The 17,570-nt window shown below is 68.0% G+C and carries 18 protein-coding genes; 16 read left to right on the top strand and 2 right to left on the bottom strand.

Translation table 11 applies throughout. The annotated features are described in order from the left end of the window. Positions 1–64 precede the first annotated feature (64 nt). Entirely contained in the window at positions 65–688 is a 624-nt protein-coding gene (gene lexA, locus E3T61_RS05910) for a transcriptional repressor LexA (protein ID WP_241992425.1), read from the bottom strand. Between the two features lie 381 nt (positions 689–1,069). Between lexA and E3T61_RS05905 the strand changes: the two genes are divergently transcribed. The 8 genes from E3T61_RS05905 (at position 1,070) to E3T61_RS05870 (ending at position 11,313) form a co-directional block, all read left to right on the top strand. Continuing rightward, entirely contained in the window at positions 1,070–1,468 is a 399-nt protein-coding gene (locus tag E3T61_RS05905; RefSeq protein WP_134639975.1) for a LysM peptidoglycan-binding domain-containing protein, read from the top strand. 92 nt (positions 1,469–1,560) lie between these two features. Further along, positions 1,561–2,646, top strand: a complete 1,086-nt coding sequence (locus E3T61_RS05900) for a histidinol-phosphate transaminase (protein ID WP_134639974.1) — start codon at positions 1,561–1,563, stop codon at positions 2,644–2,646. 9 nt (positions 2,647–2,655) lie between these two features. Next, positions 2,656–3,273 carry an imidazoleglycerol-phosphate dehydratase HisB gene (gene hisB, locus E3T61_RS05895; protein ID WP_134639973.1) on the top strand — a complete coding sequence of 206 codons (618 nt, stop codon included), beginning with the start codon at positions 2,656–2,658 and terminating at the stop codon, positions 3,271–3,273. Then, on the top strand, positions 3,270–3,902 hold the full coding sequence (gene hisH / locus E3T61_RS05890) for an imidazole glycerol phosphate synthase subunit HisH (RefSeq protein ID WP_134639972.1): 633 nt from the start codon (positions 3,270–3,272) through the stop codon (positions 3,900–3,902). The genes hisB and hisH overlap by 4 nt, the downstream gene beginning before the upstream one ends. A gap of 61 nt (positions 3,903–3,963) precedes the next feature. Then, entirely contained in the window at positions 3,964–4,710 is a 747-nt protein-coding gene (gene priA, locus E3T61_RS05885; RefSeq protein WP_134639971.1) for a bifunctional 1-(5-phosphoribosyl)-5-((5-phosphoribosylamino)methylideneamino)imidazole-4-carboxamide isomerase/phosphoribosylanthranilate isomerase PriA, read from the top strand. Beyond that, positions 4,694–5,512, top strand: a complete 819-nt coding sequence (locus E3T61_RS05880) for an SseB family protein (RefSeq protein ID WP_134639970.1) — start codon at positions 4,694–4,696, stop codon at positions 5,510–5,512. The genes priA and E3T61_RS05880 overlap by 17 nt, the downstream gene beginning before the upstream one ends. Before the next feature lie 79 nt (positions 5,513–5,591). Next, positions 5,592–10,499, top strand: coding sequence for an Lhr family ATP-dependent helicase (locus E3T61_RS05875; protein WP_134639969.1), 4,908 nt, complete (start codon positions 5,592–5,594; stop codon positions 10,497–10,499). Then, positions 10,492–11,313, top strand: a complete 822-nt coding sequence (locus tag E3T61_RS05870) for a DNA-formamidopyrimidine glycosylase family protein (protein WP_134639968.1) — start codon at positions 10,492–10,494, stop codon at positions 11,311–11,313. Before E3T61_RS05875 ends, E3T61_RS05870 begins: the two co-directional genes overlap by 8 nt. A 30-nt stretch (positions 11,314–11,343) precedes the next feature. Here E3T61_RS05870 and E3T61_RS05865 read toward each other — a convergent pair whose 3' ends face one another. Beyond that, entirely contained in the window at positions 11,344–11,694 is a 351-nt protein-coding gene (locus tag E3T61_RS05865; protein WP_130175958.1) for a DUF1844 domain-containing protein, read from the bottom strand. A gap of 293 nt (positions 11,695–11,987) precedes the next feature. Here E3T61_RS05865 and infC point away from each other — a divergent pair, with 293 nt between their 5' ends. The 8 genes from infC (at position 11,988) to E3T61_RS05825 (ending at position 17,546) form a co-directional block, all read left to right on the top strand. Further along, positions 11,988–12,572 carry a translation initiation factor IF-3 gene (gene infC / locus E3T61_RS05860; RefSeq protein WP_084020755.1) on the top strand — a complete coding sequence of 195 codons (585 nt, stop codon included), beginning with the start codon at positions 11,988–11,990 and terminating at the stop codon, positions 12,570–12,572. Continuing rightward, on the top strand, positions 12,565–12,759 hold the full coding sequence (rpmI, locus tag E3T61_RS05855; RefSeq protein ID WP_066594389.1) for a 50S ribosomal protein L35: 195 nt from the start codon (positions 12,565–12,567) through the stop codon (positions 12,757–12,759). The genes infC and rpmI overlap by 8 nt, the downstream gene beginning before the upstream one ends. Before the next feature lie 27 nt (positions 12,760–12,786). Beyond that, entirely contained in the window at positions 12,787–13,173 is a 387-nt protein-coding gene (rplT, locus tag E3T61_RS05850; protein ID WP_130175959.1) for a 50S ribosomal protein L20, read from the top strand. A 106-nt stretch (positions 13,174–13,279) separates the two neighbouring features. Then, positions 13,280–14,080, top strand: coding sequence for a TrmH family RNA methyltransferase (locus E3T61_RS05845; protein ID WP_134639967.1), 801 nt, complete (start codon positions 13,280–13,282; stop codon positions 14,078–14,080). 101 nt (positions 14,081–14,181) lie between these two features. Further along, on the top strand, positions 14,182–14,970 hold the full coding sequence (locus E3T61_RS05840; RefSeq protein WP_134639966.1) for an amino acid ABC transporter ATP-binding protein: 789 nt from the start codon (positions 14,182–14,184) through the stop codon (positions 14,968–14,970). 36 nt (positions 14,971–15,006) lie between these two features. Next, on the top strand, positions 15,007–15,879 hold the full coding sequence (locus tag E3T61_RS05835) for a glutamate ABC transporter substrate-binding protein (RefSeq protein WP_134639965.1): 873 nt from the start codon (positions 15,007–15,009) through the stop codon (positions 15,877–15,879). Between the two features lie 126 nt (positions 15,880–16,005). Beyond that, the gene (locus E3T61_RS05830; protein WP_134639964.1) at positions 16,006–16,653 is read left to right on the top strand and encodes an amino acid ABC transporter permease; all 648 of its coding nucleotides are present in this window, start codon (positions 16,006–16,008) and stop codon (positions 16,651–16,653) included. Positions 16,654–16,721: 68 nt separating this feature from the next. Next, complete coding sequence (locus tag E3T61_RS05825) at positions 16,722–17,546, top strand: amino acid ABC transporter permease (protein WP_241992414.1); 825 nt, start codon at positions 16,722–16,724, stop codon at positions 17,544–17,546. The last annotated feature ends 24 nt before the right edge of the window (positions 17,547–17,570 follow it).

Raw genomic sequence — 17,570 nt, 5'->3', positions numbered from 1 at the left:
CCGCCGGCAACAGAACAGGCCCGACCCCTTGAGGGTCGGGCCTGTTTAGTGCGGAGAACTGGAGCTAGACCGAGCGCAGCACAGCGACGACCTTGCCGAGGATCTCGGCGTAGTCACCCAGGATCGGCTCGAAGTTGGTATTGCGGGGCAGCAGCCAGGTGTGGCCGTCGCGCTGGCGCAGCACCTTCACGGTGGCCTCGCCGTCGAGCATGGCCGCAACGATCTCACCGTTTTCTGCGGTCTTCTGCTGACGGATGACCACCCAGTCACCGTCGCAGATGGCAGCGTCGATCATCGACTCACCGACAACCTTGAGCATGAACAGCTCGCCCTTGCCGACCAACTGGCGGGGGAGCGGGAAGATCTCGTCGATCTGTTGGTCCGCCATGATCGGGATACCGGCGGCGATGCGTCCGACGAGCGGCACCATCGCCGCGTCACCCACCTGGATGCCGGACTGGTAGTCATCCGCGGCGCCCGGCGTGACCTCCTCGGAGGACTGGGGCAGCTCGATGAGCACTTCCAGCGCACGGGGCCGGTGCGGGTCGCGACGCAGGTACCCGCTCAACTCGAGCTGGTGCAGCTGGTGGGTCACGCTCGACAGTGAGGACAGGCCGACCGCGTCACCGATCTCGCGCATGCTCGGCGGATACCCGCGGTCGCGGACCGAACGCTGGATGACGTCCATCACGGCGCGCTGTTTGTCGCTCAGGCTCTTGCGGCGTCGGGTGCCGCCCTTGTCCCGAGGTGTGCTCTGTTGTGCCACGTTGTCGCTCCTCTGGTTAGTCGGTTGGGCTGGTGTTCGGTCTGTGGCGCATCGTGCCACCGGAGTGCATCTGAGACCCGTCGGCGGCAGTGTCGGTGGTGTCTGTTTGAGTACTGCTACCCGATCGAAACTGTAGCCACCGAGCGACGATTCGTAGACATGCATTCGAGTGTGTTGCGGAATATCTCTCCATAATATCCGGAAACAGGGTTGATTGTTCGAACACTCGAAGATATATTCGGAACATAGATTCGCATCTGGCCCTCCCGGCCGAGGGCCAGATGCGTTACCAGGAGGTTTGACATGAGCGCATACGCAGTGAAGCCCGGCTCCATAATCCACGCCGCGGCCAGCCACACCCGAATCAGCCCCGCCCAGGCCAGCACGCCCGCCACGCACCTGCGACTGACCCGTCGCGGTCGCGCCGTGTTCACCACCCTCGCCGCGGTGCCCCTGGTGCTCGGTGCCATCGGCGTCGCCCTCAACGGCGGCATGGCCGCGGCCGAGGGCACCGCCGGCATCGGCGCGGCCGCGTTCGACTACGTCACCATCGAGGCCGGCCAGTCCCTCTGGCAGCTGGCCGAGACGATCGCCCCGTCGCAGGACCCGCGCGACGTGATCGCCGACATCGTCAACCTCAACCAGCTCGCCTCCGAGGCCGTGCAGCCCGGCCAGCGCCTCGCGCTTCCCGCCGACTACTGATCCGGCCGACTCCCGATCCGGCGCCCGCCTGATCCGGCCACTGCGAAGGCCCCTTGAAAGAGGCCCGTCCAGGCGCAACTAAGCTTGTTCGGGTGACCAGCCTCGACGACCTGCCCCTGCGTGCCAACCTCCGTGGACAAATCCCGTACGGTGCACCCCAGCTGCACGTGCCGGTGGCGTTGAACGTCAACGAGAACACCCACCCGATCCCGCCCGCCGTCGCCTCCGACATCGCGGCCGCCCTGGCCGACGCCATCCTTACCGTCAACCGGTACCCCGACCGGGAATTCAGCCAGCTGCGGGACGATCTCGCCGGCTACCTCGGCCACGGTCTCACCCGCGACAACATCTGGGCGGCCAACGGCTCCAACGAGGTTCTGCAGCAGGTGCTGCAGGCCTTCGGCGGCCCGGGCCGGTCCCTGCTCGGCTTCGCCCCGACTTACTCGATGTACTCCATCCTCGCGTCCGGCACCGATACCCGCTGGATCCCCGGCGACCGCGACGCCGACTACGAGCTCTCGCCGGAGACCGCCGCCCGGTGGGTGACGGAGAGCGCGCCGGACATCGTCTTCCTCTGCTCGCCGAACAACCCCACCGGCACGCCGCTGTCCCTGGAGACCATCGCAGCCGTCTACGACGCCACCCCGGGCATCGTCGTCGTCGACGAGGCCTACGCCGAGTTCTCACCGGACGGCACCGACAGCGCCCTGACCCTGCTGCCCGGCCGGGAACGCCTGCTGGTGTCGCGCACCATGAGCAAGGCCTTCGCGTTCGCCGGCGTGCGGCTCGGCTACCTTGCCGCCGACCCGGCGGTCACGGATGCGCTGCGCCTGGTGCGGCTGCCGTACCACCTGTCCGCGCTCACCCAGGCGGCCGCCGTCGCGGCGCTGGCCCACACCGGCGAGATGCTCGCCATGGTCGACGACATCCGGGTGCAACGCGACCGGCTGGTCACCGAGCTGAGGGCTCTGGGCTTCAGCCCGCTCCGCAGTGGCAGCAACTTTGTGCTCTTCGGCGGGGTCGCCGACCCGCGCGCCACCTTCGAGGCGCTCCTTGCCGACGGCATCCTGATCCGCGACGTCGGAATCCCCGGCCACCTGCGGGTCTCGGCCGGCACCGAAGCCGAGACGACCGCGTTCCTGGACGCCATCGCACGGCTCGCTCCGATAGCCGAATAAACTAACGCCATGAGCAATGTCACGCCCTCGCCTCGCCGTGCCCACCTGCAGCGCGAAACGAGCGAATCGAGCATCGACCTGTCGATCGACCTCGACGGCACCGGGGTGAGCGACATCCACACCAGTGTGCCGTTCTACGACCACCTGCTCACGGCCTTCGCCAAGCACTCGCTGACCGACCTCACCGTGCACGCCAAGGGCGACATCGAGATCGACGTGCACCACACCGTCGAAGACATCGGCATCGTCCTGGGCCAGGCCATCAAGCAGGCCCTGGGCGACAAGTCCGGCATCTCCCGCTACGGCGACGCGCTGGTGCCGTTGGACGAAGCCCTCGTGCAGGCTGTCGTGGACATCTCCGGGCGGCCCTACCTGGTGCACGCCGGAGAGCCGGCCGGGTTCGAATTCCACCTCATCGGCGGCCACTTCACCGGCTCCATGGTGCGCCACGTCTTCGAAGCCATCGCGTTCAACGCCGCACTCACGGTGCACGTCACCGTGATGGGCGGCCGCGACCCGCACCACATCGCGGAAGCCGAGTTCAAGGCCTTCGCCCGCGCCTTCCGCCAGGCCAAGGCCTACGACGCGCTCGTGTCCGGGATCCCGTCCACCAAGGGGGCCCTGTGACCTCGGTCGTCGTCCTGGACTACGGCACCGGCAATGTGCACTCGGCCGTCAAAGCGCTCGAGCTGGCCGGCGCCGACGTCACCCTCACCGGTGACCGCAAGCTCGCCCTCGAAGCCGACGGCCTCCTGGTTCCCGGCGTCGGCGCGTTCAGCGCCGTGATGGCGGCGCTGAACGACGCCCACGGTGGGGACATCATCGACAAACGCCTCTCCGGCGGGCGACCGGTAATGGGCATCTGCGTGGGCATGCAGGTCATGTTCGAACGCGGCGTCGAACGCGGCGTCGACACCGAGGGCCTCGGCGAGTGGCCGGGCACCGTCACCGCGCTGCCGGCGCCGGTGCTGCCGCACATGGGCTGGAACACCGTCGCCGCCGACCCCGAGTCGGTGCTGTTCCGCGGGCTGGAGGAGGAGCGGTTCTACTTCGTGCACTCCTACGCCGCCCAGGAATGGACCCTCGACGTCATGCCACCGTTCCCGGTTCCCCGGCTCACCTGGGCCGAACACGGCGCACCATTCCTGGCCGCGGTCGAGAACGGCCCGTTGACGGCCACCCAGTTCCACCCGGAGAAGAGCGGCGACGCGGGCATCCGCCTGTTGAAGAACTGGCTCGGCACGCTCCGCGACTAGACATCCCAGCCGGCCGCCCACACGCGGCCGCACGAACACGAAAAGGTCACCACAGCACATCATGAGCGAGTTCAACAAGACCCCGAAGCTGGTCCTCCTGCCCGCCGTCGACGTCGCCGACGGCAAGGCCGTGCGCCTCACCCAGGGTGAAGCCGGCACCGAGACCAACTACGGCGACCCGATGGATGCCGCCCTCGACTGGGCGAACCAGGGCGCGGAGTGGATCCACCTCGTCGACCTCGACGCCGCGTTCGGTCGCGGCAACAACACCAGCGTGCTCAAAAAGGTCATCAAGCAGCTCCGCGGCGTCAACGTCGAGCTCTCCGGCGGCATCCGTGACGACGCGTCGCTTGAGGCGGCACTGAACACCGGCGTGAAGCGGATCAACCTCGGCACCGCCGCACTGGAGAACCCGGAGTGGGCCGCGAGCGTCATCGCGCAGTATGGCGATGCCATCGCGGTGGGCCTGGACGTGCGCGGCACCACCCTCGCCGCCCGCGGCTGGACCAAGGACGGCGGTGACCTGTGGCAGGTACTCGAACGTCTCGAAGAAGCCGGCTGCACCCGGTACGTCGTCACCGACGTCACCAAAGACGGCACCCTCAAGGGTCCGAACATCGAACTGCTGCGCGAGGTCATGGAACGCACCCACCGCCCGGTGATCGCCTCCGGTGGCATCGCCAGCCTCGACGACATCGCGGCGCTCCGCGAACTGGTGCCGCTGGGCCTTGAGGGCGCGATCGTGGGCAAGGCGCTGTACGCCGGCGCGTTCACCCTCGCCGAGGCGCTGGATGTCTCCGGCGCATAACCTCGGCTCCACCGGCCGTCCGGACCCGGGTGCCGACTCCGCCGGCCAGCCTTGGGCCGGCCGGTCGCTCGACGACACCGTGTTCGCCGACGACGACGGCCTGCCGCCGCCGGCGCTGATCGCCGCGCTGGCGCGCTTCCGGGCCAGAGAACTCGGAGAGGAGGGCGTGATCGACGTCCTCCGCTCGGCTCGTCTGCTGATCCCGCTGGTCACCGCTCTCGGTGCGGACGAGGCCCCCGCCGGGACGACCGACCCCGTCGGGGCGCACGGCCTGCGGGTCGACAAGACCCAGGAACTGTCGATCATCACCGTCGCCGGGCCGGACGGTCGCCCGGTCTTGCCGGTCTTTTCCTCGGCCACAGCCATGCGCGCCTGGAACGCCAACGCCCGCCCGGTTCCCGCAGACGCGGCCCGGGTAGCCCTGGCGGCCGCGCAGGAAAACACCGACCTGGTGGTGCTCGACCCCACCGCCGAGACCGAATTCGTCGTGCGCCGGCCGGCGCTCTGGGCCATCGCACAGTCCGCGGCGTGGACCCCGAGCTACGCCAGCCGCCAGGTCGCCGCCGCGTTCGAGGAGTCCATCACCACCGAACTCGCCGCGCTGTCGGTCAGCCTCACCGCCGGAGACCCCGAGGCCCGGCTGGCCGGACCCGAGCTGATCGTGCGCCTTGAGCTCGTTGACGGGCTCAGCCGTGCGGACCTCGACGCCACGCTGGCCCGCCTGGCCGCCCGCTGGGCCGCCGACGACGTCATCGCCACCGGCGTCGATTCCCTCCGCGTGCAGCTAGTAGCCTCCGCCTGACCCCGCCCGCCGCATCCGCATCGGGAACAGTGGGGGCGGCATCCGCTGCGATGTCGGTGGGATCGGGGAGGATAGGGAGATGACGGAGATTCTGCAGCGACTGTCGCCGGCCACTCGAACCTGGTTCTCCGGCGCGTTCGACGCTCCCACCGAGGCTCAACTGGGCGCTTGGGACGCCATCTCCCGCGGCTCGCACACCCTCGTCGTCGCCCCCACCGGGTCGGGCAAGACCCTGGCCGCGTTCCTCTGGGCGCTCGACCGGCTCTACTCGGCCTCCGCAGGCGCGCCAACGGTGACGGATGCCGCCGCCACGACTGCGTCCGCCGCGGCTGCCACCGCCGCACCCGCCGGCACCCGGGTGCTCTACATCTCGCCGCTGAAGGCTCTCGGCGTGGACGTGGAACGTAACCTGCGTGCGCCGCTGGTGGGCATCGGCCAGGCCGCCGAACGGCTCGGCCTGGCACCGGTGCGGGTGACCGTCGGCGTGCGCAGCGGCGACACCCCGGCCGCGGACCGCCGCGCGCTCGTGAAGACGCCGCCCGAGATCCTCATCACCACCCCGGAATCGCTCTTTCTGATGCTCACCTCCGCCGCCCGCGAGTCGCTGCGGGGTGTCGACACGGTGATCATTGACGAGATCCACGCCGTCGCGGCCAGCAAGCGCGGCGCGCACCTCGCTGTGTCCCTCGAACGCCTCGACGCCCTGCTCGCCAAGCCGGCCCAGCGCATCGGCCTGTCCGCCACGGTCCGGCCGGCGTCGGAGGTTGCCCGGTTCCTCGGCGGCCTCGCGCCGGTGGAGATCGTGGCGCCGAAGAACGAGAAACGGTTCGACCTGCGCGTGGTCGTGCCCGTCGATGACATGACCCAGCTCGGCGCGGTGCCCGCCCCGGAGGGCGCCACCTCCGCCGCCGCCCCGCAGACCGGGTCCATCTGGCCGCACGTCGAAGAAGCCATCGTGGATGCCGTGCTCGCGCACTCCTCGTCGATAGTCTTCGCCAACTCCCGGCGTCTGGCCGAACGGCTCACCGCCCGGTTCAACGAGATCTATTCCGACCGGCTCGCCGCAGCGGACGAGGCTGAGCTGGTGCTCGCTGGCGGCCCAACCGGCGGCGCATCCGCTGCCCGTGCGGTCGCCCAGCAACAGCCGCGCCCGCCCGCCGAACTGATGGGCGGCAGCGGCCAGAGCGAGGGCGCGGAAGCGCTGCTGGCCCGCGCCCACCACGGCTCGGTGAGCAAGGAACAGCGGGCCACGATCGAGGACGACCTCAAGTCCGGGAGGCTCCGCTGCGTGGTCGCCACCTCGAGCCTGGAGCTCGGCATCGACATGGGCGAGGTCGACCTGGTGGTGCAGGTCGAATCGCCGCCGTCCGTGGCCAGCGGCCTGCAGCGCGTCGGCCGAGCCGGCCACCAGGTCGGCGAGGTCTCCAGGGGCATCATCTTCCCCAAACACCGGGCCGACCTCATCCACGCCACCGTCGCCGCCGAGCGGATGGTGTCGGGCATGATCGAGTCGCTGCAGGTGCCCGCGAACCCGCTCGACATCCTCGCCCAGCAGACCGTCGCCGCCGTGGCCCTCGAACCCATCGACGCCGAGGAGTGGTTCGACGCCGTACGGCGGAGCGCACCGTTCGCGACCCTGCCCCGCTCCGCGTACGAAGCCACCCTCGACCTGCTCGCCGGCAGATACCCGTCCGACCAATTCGCCGAACTGCGACCACGCATCATCTGGGATCGCGACTCGGGCCTGCTCACCGGACGACCCGGCGCCCAACGCCTGGCCGTCACCAGCGGCGGCACCATCCCCGACCGCGGACTGTTCGGCGTCTTCATGGTCGGCGGCGACCAACCCACCGGCCGCCGCGTCGGCGAGCTCGACGAGGAAATGGTCTACGAATCCAGGGTCGGCGACGTGTTCGCGCTCGGCGCCACCAGCTGGCGCATCCAGGAGATCACCCACGACAGGGTGCTCGTGGTACCCGCGTTCGGCGAACCGGGCCGGCTCCCGTTCTGGAAGGGCGACGGCCTGGGCCGGCCCGCCGAGCTCGGTGCCGCCATCGGTGCGTTCCTCCGCGAGGTGTCGGCGCTCACCCCCGCGAAGGCCCGGGATCGCTGCCTGGCCGCGGGCCTTGACGCCCGTGCGACGACCAACCTGCTGGTCTTCCTCGACGAGCAGCGCGCAGCCACCCGGTACCTGCCCACCGACCAGACTCTGGTCGTGGAGAGGTTCCGTGACGAGCTCGGCGATTGGCGGGTCATCCTGCACTCGCCGTTCGGCCTCACCGTGCACGCGCCCTGGGCCCTCGCCGTGGGCGCCCGGGTGCGGGAACGCTTCGGCATCGACGGCGCTTGCGTCGCCAGCGACGACGGCATCGTGGTGCGCATCCCCGACACCGAGGCCGAACCGCCCGGCGCCGACCTCTTCGTCTTCGACCCCGATGAACTCGAGCAACTCGTCACCGACGAGGTCGGCGGCTCCGCCCTGTTCGCGTCCAGGTTCCGCGAGTGCGCGGCCCGCGCCCTGCTGCTGCCGCGGTACCGGCCGGGCAGCCGCTCGCCGCTCTGGCAACAACGGCAGAAGGCATCCCAGCTGCTGGACGTGGCACGCGAGTACCCGTCGTTCCCGATCATCCTCGAAACCATCCGCGAATGCCTGCAGGATGTCTACGACCTGCCTGCCCTCGTGGGGCTGGCCAAGCAGGTGGCCAGCCGGTCGATCCGGCTGGTGGAGACCAGCACCGACTCGGCCAGCCCGTTCGCCAACGCGCTGCTCTTCGGCTACGTCGCCGCGTTCATGTACGAGGGCGATTCGCCGCTGGCCGAACGCCGCGCCACCGCCCTCTCGATCGACTCCGGACTGCTCGCCGAACTGCTCGGCCGGGTGGAACTGCGGGAACTGCTCGACCCTGTGGTGATGGAGGGCACCGACGCGGAACTGCAACGGCTGGCACCGGACCGCCGCGCCAAGGGACTGGAGGGCGTTGCCGACCTGCTCAGGGGCCTCGGCCCGCTCACCGTCGCCGAGGTCGCCGCCCGGCTTCAGACCAGCGCCGACGTGCCCGCGATCGCTGAGACACCGGATGCAGGGGAGCCCGAGTCCGACGCCACCGACGGCCCCGACGCATCCGCACCGCCCGCCGCCACTGAGGCCGAGGCCCGCGCCCACCTCGACGCCCTCACCAGTGCTCGGCGCGCCCTCAAAGTGGGCATCGCCGGCGAGGAACGCTGGGCGGTGATCGAGGATGCCGGCCGGTTGCGCGACGCCCTCGGCGTTCCCCTGGCCCCCGGCATCCCTGAGGCCTTCACCGAAAGCGTGAAAGACCCGCTCGGGGACCTGGTCAGCCGGTATGCCCGCACCCACGGCCCGTTCACCACGGCCGACGTCGCCGCCAGGTTCGGGTTCGGCGCCGCCATCGCCCTGGGCGCCCTGCGCCGGCTGGCGGATGCCCGGCGGATCGTCGAGGGTGAGTTCCGCCCGCACGGCAGCGGCAGCGAGTGGTGTGACGCCGAGGTGCTGCGCCGCCTGCGTCGCCGCTCGCTCGCGGCGCTGCGGCACGAGGTCGAGCCCGTCGACCAGGCCACCCTCGGCCGGTTCCTGCCGGCCTGGCAGCACGTCGGCGGCAAGCTGCGTGGCGTCGACGGCGTCGTCTCGGTGATCGAACAGCTCGAGGGCGCCCGCATCCCGGCCTCCGCCTGGGAGACCCTGATCCTGCCCGCCCGGGTGAGCGACTACAACCCCGGCATGCTCGACGAGCTCACCAACGCCGGCGAGGTGCTCTGGGCCGGTGCGGGCACGCTGGCCGGCAATGACGGCTGGGTGAGCCTGCACCTGACCGATACCGCCCCGCTCACCCTGCCCGTCCCCACCGAACTGGACACCACCGCGCTGCAGCGGGAGATCCTCGCCACCCTGGGCACCGGTGGCGGCTACTTCTTCCGGCAGCTGGCCGACTCCGTGGGCAGCCAGGACGACGGCGAACTCGTCGACGCGCTGTGGGACCTGGTCTGGTCCGGCCTGGTGAGCAACGACACCTTCGCCCCGGTGCGCTCGCTGGTCTCCGGCGGCAAGACGGCGCACTCCACCCGCCGCGCCGCGCCGCGCGCCCGGCTGCACCGCGGACGCGCGCTGCCCCGGCCCAGCCTGCCCAGCAGGCAGGGCCCGCCCACGGTGTCCGGTCGCTGGTCGATCGTGCCCGTCGCCGACACCTCGGCCACCCGCCGGGCGCACGCGCTGGGCGAGACCATGCTCGAACGCTACGGCGTGGTCACCCGCGGCGCCGTGATGGGCGAGAACGTGCTCGGCGGTTTCGCGCTGGTCTACAAGACCCTCAGCGGCTTCGAGGAGATGGGCCGGTGCCGCCGGGGTTACTTCGTCGAGGGGCTCGGGGCGTCCCAGTTCGCCACCGCCGGCACCATCGACCGGATGCGCGGTTACGTCGACCAGGCGGAGCGCGCCGAACGCGGCGACAGGTCGGCGGCCAGCACCGTGACCCTCGCCGCCACCGACCCGGCCAACCCGTACGGCGCCGTGCTGCCCTGGCCGGCCCTGCCCGAGGGCACCGGCCACCGGCCCGGACGCAAGGCCGGCGGCCTCGTGGTGCTCGTCGACGGACACCTGGTGCTGTACGTGGAGCGCGGCGGCAAGTCGATGCTCGTCTTCGACCCGACCGCCGCAGGGACCGCCGTCGACGCGGACGGCCGTGAGGGCGCGGACGACCAGACGACGTCCGCCGCGCCGGCAGGTTCGGCTCCGGCCCGTTCGTCGACGATGCGCACCGCGCCGTCGAAGCCGGGCACGCCTCGGCCGGCACCGTCCGAGACCGTGCTGGCGGCCACCCGGTCGCTCGCCGCGACGGTCACCGCCGGGCGGGTGCCCAAACTCGCCGTGGAAACCGTGAATGCCGAGTTCGTGCTCGGCACCACGGTGGGCGACGCCCTGCGCGCCGCCGGATTCACCGAGACACCGCGGGGGCTGAGGCTCAGTGCCTGAGGGTGACACCGTCTACCGCAGCGCCCGCAGCCTGGATGAGGCCCTGCACGGTGCCACACTCACGCGCTGCGACATCCGGGTGCCCGCCTTCGCCACCGTCGACCTCACCGGTCAGACCGTGCACGAGGTCATCAGCCGCGGCAAGCACCTGGTGGCGCACGTGGGGGAGACCAGCATCCACTCGCACCTGAAGATGGAGGGCACGTGGCACCTCTACCGGCACGGCACGAAGTGGCAGCGGCCGGCGTTCCAGGCCCGCATCGTGCTGGAGACCGCGGCCTGGGTGGCCGTGGGGTTCGAGCTGGGCACCCTCGAACTGTTTCCCACCGCTGAGGATGAGCAGCACCTGGGCTATCTCGGCCCCGACCTGCTCGGACCCGGCTGGGACGCGGCGGAGGCGGTGCGTCGGCTGCGCGCGGCGGGAGACAGGGCGAACGGGACCGGTGCGGAGGGGACCGGCGCGGGGGAGCGGCCGGTGGCCGTCGCCCTGGGCGACCAGCGCAACCTCGCCGGGCTCGGCAATGTGTACGTCAATGAACTGTGTTTCCTCCGCGGACTGCTGCCCACCCGGCCCATCAGCGAGGTCACCGACCTCGACGGCCTGGTGGCGCTGGCACACCGGCTGATCACCGCCAACCGGGACCGCTCGGAGCGCACCACCACCGGCAACCTGCGCCGGGGGATGCGCACCTTCGTCTACGGGCGGGAACGGCAGCCCTGCCGGCGCTGCGGCACCCGCATCCAGCGTGGTCAACTCGGCCGTAGCGAGCTCGAAAAGCGGGTCACCTACTGGTGCCCGCGCTGCCAAACCTGACCAACGAAGATGGTCGCGTCGGCAGGGCAGTTAGTTGACCGGACCGGTGAACTTCTCGCCCGGGCCCTGGCCGATCGGGTCGGGTATGCTGGAGGCCTCGCGGAACGCCAGCTGCAACGAGCGCAGACCGTCGCGCAGGCTGCGCGCGTGCATGTCCGAGATGTCGGGGGCGGATGCCGTGATGAGCCCGGCGAGAGCCGTGATCAACTTGCGCGCCTCATCCAGGTCGATCTGCGTGTCGGGGTCGTCGGCGAGCCCCACCTTGACCGCCGAGGCGCTCATCAGGTGCACCGCCGCGGTCGTGATGATCTCCACCGCCGCCACATCCGCGATGTCCCTCGTAGCCTGGCTGGACTGGTCCTGATCGTAATTGTCGCTCACTGGTTTCCTCTGCTATGCTTACCCGGGCTCCGAGATGAAAGTCTCGGTACGAAAGTGGATAATCTCCCACCCGCGCTTGACCGCTTCATAAAGGTTACCGGGTAGTTTGCACTCCGCCGTCGCTTGCTGGTTTCCAGCTTGCACGGCAGATAGGGTGCCGCACGTGGTTGATGAGTGACGGAACAAGGAAATGTTCTGACACCCGGAATTGTGTGCGCGATTGTCTCCTCTTCGTCTCCGGACGACATCCGTTGTCAGGCTGTAGCCACGATGCTTGAGTAGAGGAGAGACGCATCAGCGATCCCCGTACAAATGACCGTATCCGCGTCCCCGAAGTCCGTCTCGTTGGTCCCAACGGCGAACAGGTTGGGGTCGTGGCGATTGATGTCGCCCTGCGCCTGGCACAGGAGGCTGACCTCGATCTGGTCGAAGTAGCCCCCACGTCCAAGCCGCCGGTCGCGAAGATCATGGATTACGGCAAGTTCAAGTACGAAGCTGCGCAGAAGGCCAAAGAAGCCCGGCGCAACCAGGCGAACACGATCCTCAAAGAGGTTCGTTTCCGTCTCAAGATTGATAAGCACGACTACGAGACCAAGCGCAAGCGCGCCGAAGGCTTCCTGAAGGCCGGCGACAAGGTCAAGGCCATGATTCTGTTCCGTGGCCGTGAACAGTCCCGTCCCGACCAGGGTGTACGTCTGCTTCAGAGATTTGCCGAGGATGTTGCGGAGTTCGGTTCTGTGGAATCGAGCCCGACCATCGACGGTCGAAACATGGTCATGGTGATTGGCCCGCTGAAGAACAAATCAGAGGCCAAGGCAGAGGCCAATGCACATAGAGCTGCTGATAAAGCAGCCAAACAGGAGGAAAAGAATGCCTAAGCAGAAGACCCACTCTGGGACAAAGAAGCGTTTCAAGGTCACTGGCTCCGGCAAGATCATGAAGCAGCAGGCCGGACTTCGCCACAACCTCGAGGTCAAGAGCACGCAGCGCAAGTCCCGCTTGAACCAGGACCAGGTTCTCGCCAAGGCCGACGTCAAGGCCATCAAGAAGCTTCTCGGCCACTAGGCCCCGTACCCCTAAAGGAATTAGAAAATGGCAAGAGTAAAGAGGGCCGTCAACGCCCACAAGAAGCGTCGCGTAATCCTTGAGCGCGCCCAGGGTTACCGCGGTCAGCGTTCACGCCTGTACCGCAAGGCCAAGGAGCAGGTCACTCACTCCCTCGTCTACAGCTACCGTGACCGTCGTGCACGCAAGGGTGACTTCCGTCGCCTGTGGATCCAGCGCATCAACGCTGCGTCCCGCGCGAACGGCCTGACCTACAACCGCCTGATCCAGGGCCTCGCCCTGGCCGGCATCCAGGTTGACCGTCGCATCCTCGCCGACCTCGCTGTCACCGAGCCCGCCACCTTCGCGGCCATCGTTGAGAGCGCCAAGGCAGCACTGCCCGCTGACACCTCCGCACCCAAGGTTGCGAAGTAGTCACACCTGCTTGTAAACGGGAGCGATCGCCACTGGCGGTCGCTCCCGTTTTGTATGCCCGGCGGGGCATTCTCTGGCCGGGCTGCGCGGCACCTAAACTGGGTGCATGCTAGATAATCCCCGATCTCCTCGCGTGCGTGCCGTCGCGAAACTTGCGAACCGAGCCGCCCGCTCCGAGACGGGACTGTTCCTCCTCGAAGGTCCGCAGGCCGTCTCCGAAGCCCTCACCTTCCGCCCCGAACTCGTCGTGGAGCTGTACGCCACTCCGACCGCCCTCGAGCGTTACACCGAGATCGGCGATGCCGCGGTCGCCGCGGGCGTCGACGTGGAATTCGTCACCGAGCAGGTGCTCGAGACGATGGCCGACACCGTCACCCCGCAGGGCTTCATCGCCGTGTGCCACCAGTTCCCCACCTCGATCAAGAAGATCTTCGCCAACGAGCCCAAGCTCATCGCGATCCTCGAAGAGGTGCGCGACCCGGGTAACGCGGGCACCATCATCCGGGCAGCGGATGCCGCCGGCGCCGACGCCGTGATCTTCACCGGCCGCAGCGTCGACCTGTACAACCCCAAGGTGGTGCGTTCCTCCACCGGGTCGATCTTCCACCTGCCCGTCGCCGTGGGGGTCACCCTCACCGATGTGCGTGAGCGTGCGAAGTTCGCCGGCATGCAGATCCTCGCCGCCGATATCAAGGGCGACGACCTGCTCGAGGCCCGCAACAGCGGTCTGCTGACCGCCCCCACCGCCTGGTTGTTCGGCAACGAGGCCCGCGGTCTCACCGAAGAAGACCTGGCCATGGCCGATCGTTCGATCAGTGTTCCCATCTACGGCCACGCCGAATCGATGAACCTGGCCACGGCCGCTTCTGTCTGCCTGTACGAGAGCGCTTTCTCGCACCGCGCCTAGCATCTTTCCCGGTCGGGCGTCTATTACGTTTGGGTTACCGACCGGGCAAATGCCGCGCAAAAGGTGGTCTGGCGGGCCTGCACGGGCCTAAGTTGGGGGGTATGGAGCCAACAGACGCATCACCGGCGACGTCCAACATCACTGTCCGCCGGGGGGAACCCCTGGTCGTCATTACGGACGTCAACAAGAACTACGGCGAACTGCACGTACTGAAGAACATCAACGCCACGGTCAACCGTGGCGAGGTGGTTGTGGTCATCGGACCGAGCGGATCGGGCAAGTCCACCCTCTGCCGGGCCATCAACCGGCTCGAGACCATCGACAACGGCACGATCACCATCGACGGCAAGGAACTGCCCAAAGAGGGCAAGGCGCTCGCCCAGCTGCGGGCCGACGTCGGCATGGTGTTCCAGGCGTTCAACCTGTTCGCCCACAAGACCGTTCTCGAGAATGTCACCCTCGGCCCCATCAAGGTGCGCGGCATGAGCAAGGCCGACGCCGAGACCAAGGCCATGGCACTGCTCGAACGTGTCGGCGTGGCCAACCAGGCCAAGAAGATGCCGTCCCAGCTTTCCGGCGGCCAGCAGCAGCGCGTCGCCATCGCGCGCGCCCTCGCCATGGACCCCAAGCTGATCCTGCTCGACGAGCCCACCAGCGCGCTCGACCCCGAAATGATCAACGAGGTCCTCGAGGTCATGGTCGACCTCGCCAACGAGGGCATGACGATGATCGTCGTCACTCACGAGATGGGCTTCGCCCGCAAGGCGGCCGACCGGGTCATCTTCATGGCCGAGGGCGACATCGTCGAGGAAACCACCCCGGAGAAGTTCTTCACCAACCCCCAGAGCTCGAGAGCGAAAGACTTCCTCTCCAAAATACTTGCCCACTAATCGGTCGGCGAGACACACAGCACACAGGAGGAAACCATGAGACGCAACAAGGGTCTAATGATCTCTGCCATCGCCCTGGTCGGAGCGTTCGCGCTGACCGGCTGCACCGATTCCGGCGCCAGCACGCCGTCGGCCGCACCCGTTGAGGAAGATGTCACGTTCGAAGAGGGCACCACCATGGCCGCCCTGAACGAAGCCGGTGAAATCACCATCGGTACCAAGTTCGACCAGCCCCTCTTCGGCCTCAAGGGCCCGGACGGCAACCCGGTCGGCTTCGACGTCGAAATCGGCAAGCTCATTGCGTCCAAGCTCGGCATTGAGGCGTCGAACATCAAGTGGACCGAAACTGTCTCCGCGAACCGCGAGCCCTTCATCCAGAACGGCCAGGTCGACCTCGTGGTCGCCACCTACACGATCAACGATGCCCGCAAGGAAGTTGTCTCCTTCGCCGGTCCGTACTACGAAGCCGGTCAGGATCTGCTCGTTCTCGCAGGCAATGATGCCAAGATCACCGGCCCGGAAGACCTGGCCGACAAGAAGGTCTGCACCGTCAGCGGCTCCACCTCGGAGAAGAACATCGCGGCGTACACGACCAACATCATCGCCACCGACACCTACTCGAACTGCCTCGGCCCGCTGCGCAGCGGCGAAGTCGATGCCGTCACCACCGACAACGTGATCCTGGCCGGCCTCGCCGACCAGAACGCCGGTGAGTTCGAGGTCGTGGGCAACCCGTTCACCGCTGAGCCTTATGGCATCGGCCTGGCCAAGGACGACACCGAGTTCCGGAACTTCATCAACGACGTCCTGGAGGAGTCCTACGAGGACGGTGCCTGGGCTGCCGCTTGGGAAGCCACCGCGGGTTCCGTGCTCGAGACGCCCGAGCCGCCGGCGGTCGACCGCTACTAGCACCACAGCATGATCCGATCGGGGCGGCCGCACCGGCCGCCCCGATCGGCAGTTATTCCCGCACGACGACCAGCACGGTCTGGTCCTGAATCCGGTCTCGTACCGGCACGAAAGAGGAGGTGAGTCTTGGACGCAGTCATCGAAAACCTGCCGCTCTTTCTCGAAGGCTTCAAGAACACGCTCGGATTGCTGATTCTGTCCGGGCTCGGCGCACTCGTGCTTGGAGTGTTTGTGGCCGCCCTGCGCATTTCGCCAGTGGCTTCCTTCCGGGGCTTCGCAACCGCGTACACCGAGATCGTGCGCAACACACCGCTCACTCTCGTGCTGTTCTTCTGCGCATTCCTCCTGCCCTACCTGCAGTTCTCGCCCGGCTATTTCCAATTGGCACTGATCGGGCTCACGGTCTACACGTCACCGTTCGTCGCGGAGGCGCTGCGCTCCGGCATCAACGGTGTTCCCGTCGGCCAGGCCGAGGCCGCCCGCAGCGTGGGCCTCACCTTCGGACAGTCACTCAGCTACGTGATCATGCCGCAGGCCGTGCGGATGGTCATCCCGCCGCTGATCAACGTCTTCATCGCCCTGACGAAGAACACCTCAGTTGCCGGCGCCTTCTTCGTCTTCGAACTCTTCGGTGCGGGCCGCCAGGTGACGAATGATCGCGGCGACGAAGTCATCGCCATCCTGCTTGCCGTCGCGTTCTTCTACCTGATCATCACGGTCACGCTGGGTCAAATTGCTGCTCGTGTGGAAAAGAAAGTGGCGGTGCTGCGATGAGTTCGGTTCTCTACGATGCGCCAGGGCCCAAAGCTCGTCTTCGTTCGCGCGTTTTCTCGGTTGTCGGAGTGGTCCTGCTTCTGGCTATCCTTGCCTGGCTCGTCCTGGCACTGGGCGCTCCCAAACCGAGCGCGAACGGAGCGGTCCAGCCGGGCCTCTGGGATGCGACCCGCTGGGACGTCTTCACCGACGTGCAGGTGTGGCGTCAACTCGGGCTCGGTGTTCTCGCAACCCTGCGAATGGCCGGAGTAGCGGCCGTACTCGCCATCGTTCTCGGGATCCTGTTCTCCTTCGGCCGATCGGCTGACCACAAGGCCATCAGGATCCCCACCACGGTCATTCTCGAATTCGTTCGTGGGCTCCCCGTGCTTCTGATGATGCTGTTCATCCTCCTGGTCTTCGCCACCGGCGAGTACTGGGCCGGCGTGCTGGGCCTGGGTATCTACAACGGCGCCATCATCGGAGAGGCGCTGCGGGCCGGTATCCAATCGCTTCCCCGCGGTCAGCGAGAGGCCGGGCTGGCCATCGGCCTCACCCCCCTGTCGACCCGATTCCGGATCGAGTTCCCGCAAGCGTTCCGCCAGATGCTGCCGATCATCATCGCCCAGCTTGTCGTCCTGCTCAAGGACACCTCCCTGGCCTTCGTCGTCGGCTACAGCGAGTTGCTGCGCACAGGGGTCTACAACCTGCCCAACTTCTTCGGCAATCGTTATGCCTTCTCGTTCTTCCTGGTGGTGCTGGCGATCTATCTGGCCATGAACCTGTCGCTGTCCTGGTTCGCGCGATTCATCGCCCGCCGGTCCGGACCGAAGTCGGGGAAGCTCATCGATCCCGACCCGGTGATCGCCCCGAACGAGTCGCTGAGCCCGTTCTCGAGCGCTAACACTCCCTAGGCACACGCGGTTGCGGTGCCCGCC

This window comes from Cryobacterium lactosi (assembly GCF_004403945.1).
Lineage (GTDB): Bacteria > Actinomycetota > Actinomycetes > Actinomycetales > Microbacteriaceae > Cryobacterium > Cryobacterium lactosi.
This window is presented reverse-complemented; position numbering and strand designations above follow the sequence as displayed.

Coding starts and splice junctions, on each gene's coding strand:
- E3T61_RS05845 (WP_134639967.1), top strand. CDS start 13,280: ATGCTAGATAATCCCCGATCTCCTCGCGTGCGTGCCGTCGCGAAACTT.
- rpmI (WP_066594389.1), top strand. CDS start 12,565: ATGCCTAAGCAGAAGACCCACTCTGGGACAAAGAAGCGTTTCAAGGTC.
- lexA (WP_241992425.1), bottom strand. CDS start 688: ATGGACGTCATCCAGCGTTCGGTCCGCGACCGCGGGTATCCGCCGAGC.
- E3T61_RS05880 (WP_134639970.1), top strand. CDS start 4,694: ATGTCTCCGGCGCATAACCTCGGCTCCACCGGCCGTCCGGACCCGGGT.
- priA (WP_134639971.1), top strand. CDS start 3,964: ATGAGCGAGTTCAACAAGACCCCGAAGCTGGTCCTCCTGCCCGCCGTC.
- hisB (WP_134639973.1), top strand. CDS start 2,656: ATGAGCAATGTCACGCCCTCGCCTCGCCGTGCCCACCTGCAGCGCGAA.
- E3T61_RS05840 (WP_134639966.1), top strand. CDS start 14,182: ATGGAGCCAACAGACGCATCACCGGCGACGTCCAACATCACTGTCCGC.
- E3T61_RS05905 (WP_134639975.1), top strand. CDS start 1,070: ATGAGCGCATACGCAGTGAAGCCCGGCTCCATAATCCACGCCGCGGCC.
- E3T61_RS05835 (WP_134639965.1), top strand. CDS start 15,007: ATGAGACGCAACAAGGGTCTAATGATCTCTGCCATCGCCCTGGTCGGA.
- rplT (WP_130175959.1), top strand. CDS start 12,787: ATGGCAAGAGTAAAGAGGGCCGTCAACGCCCACAAGAAGCGTCGCGTA.
- E3T61_RS05875 (WP_134639969.1), top strand. CDS start 5,592: ATGACGGAGATTCTGCAGCGACTGTCGCCGGCCACTCGAACCTGGTTC.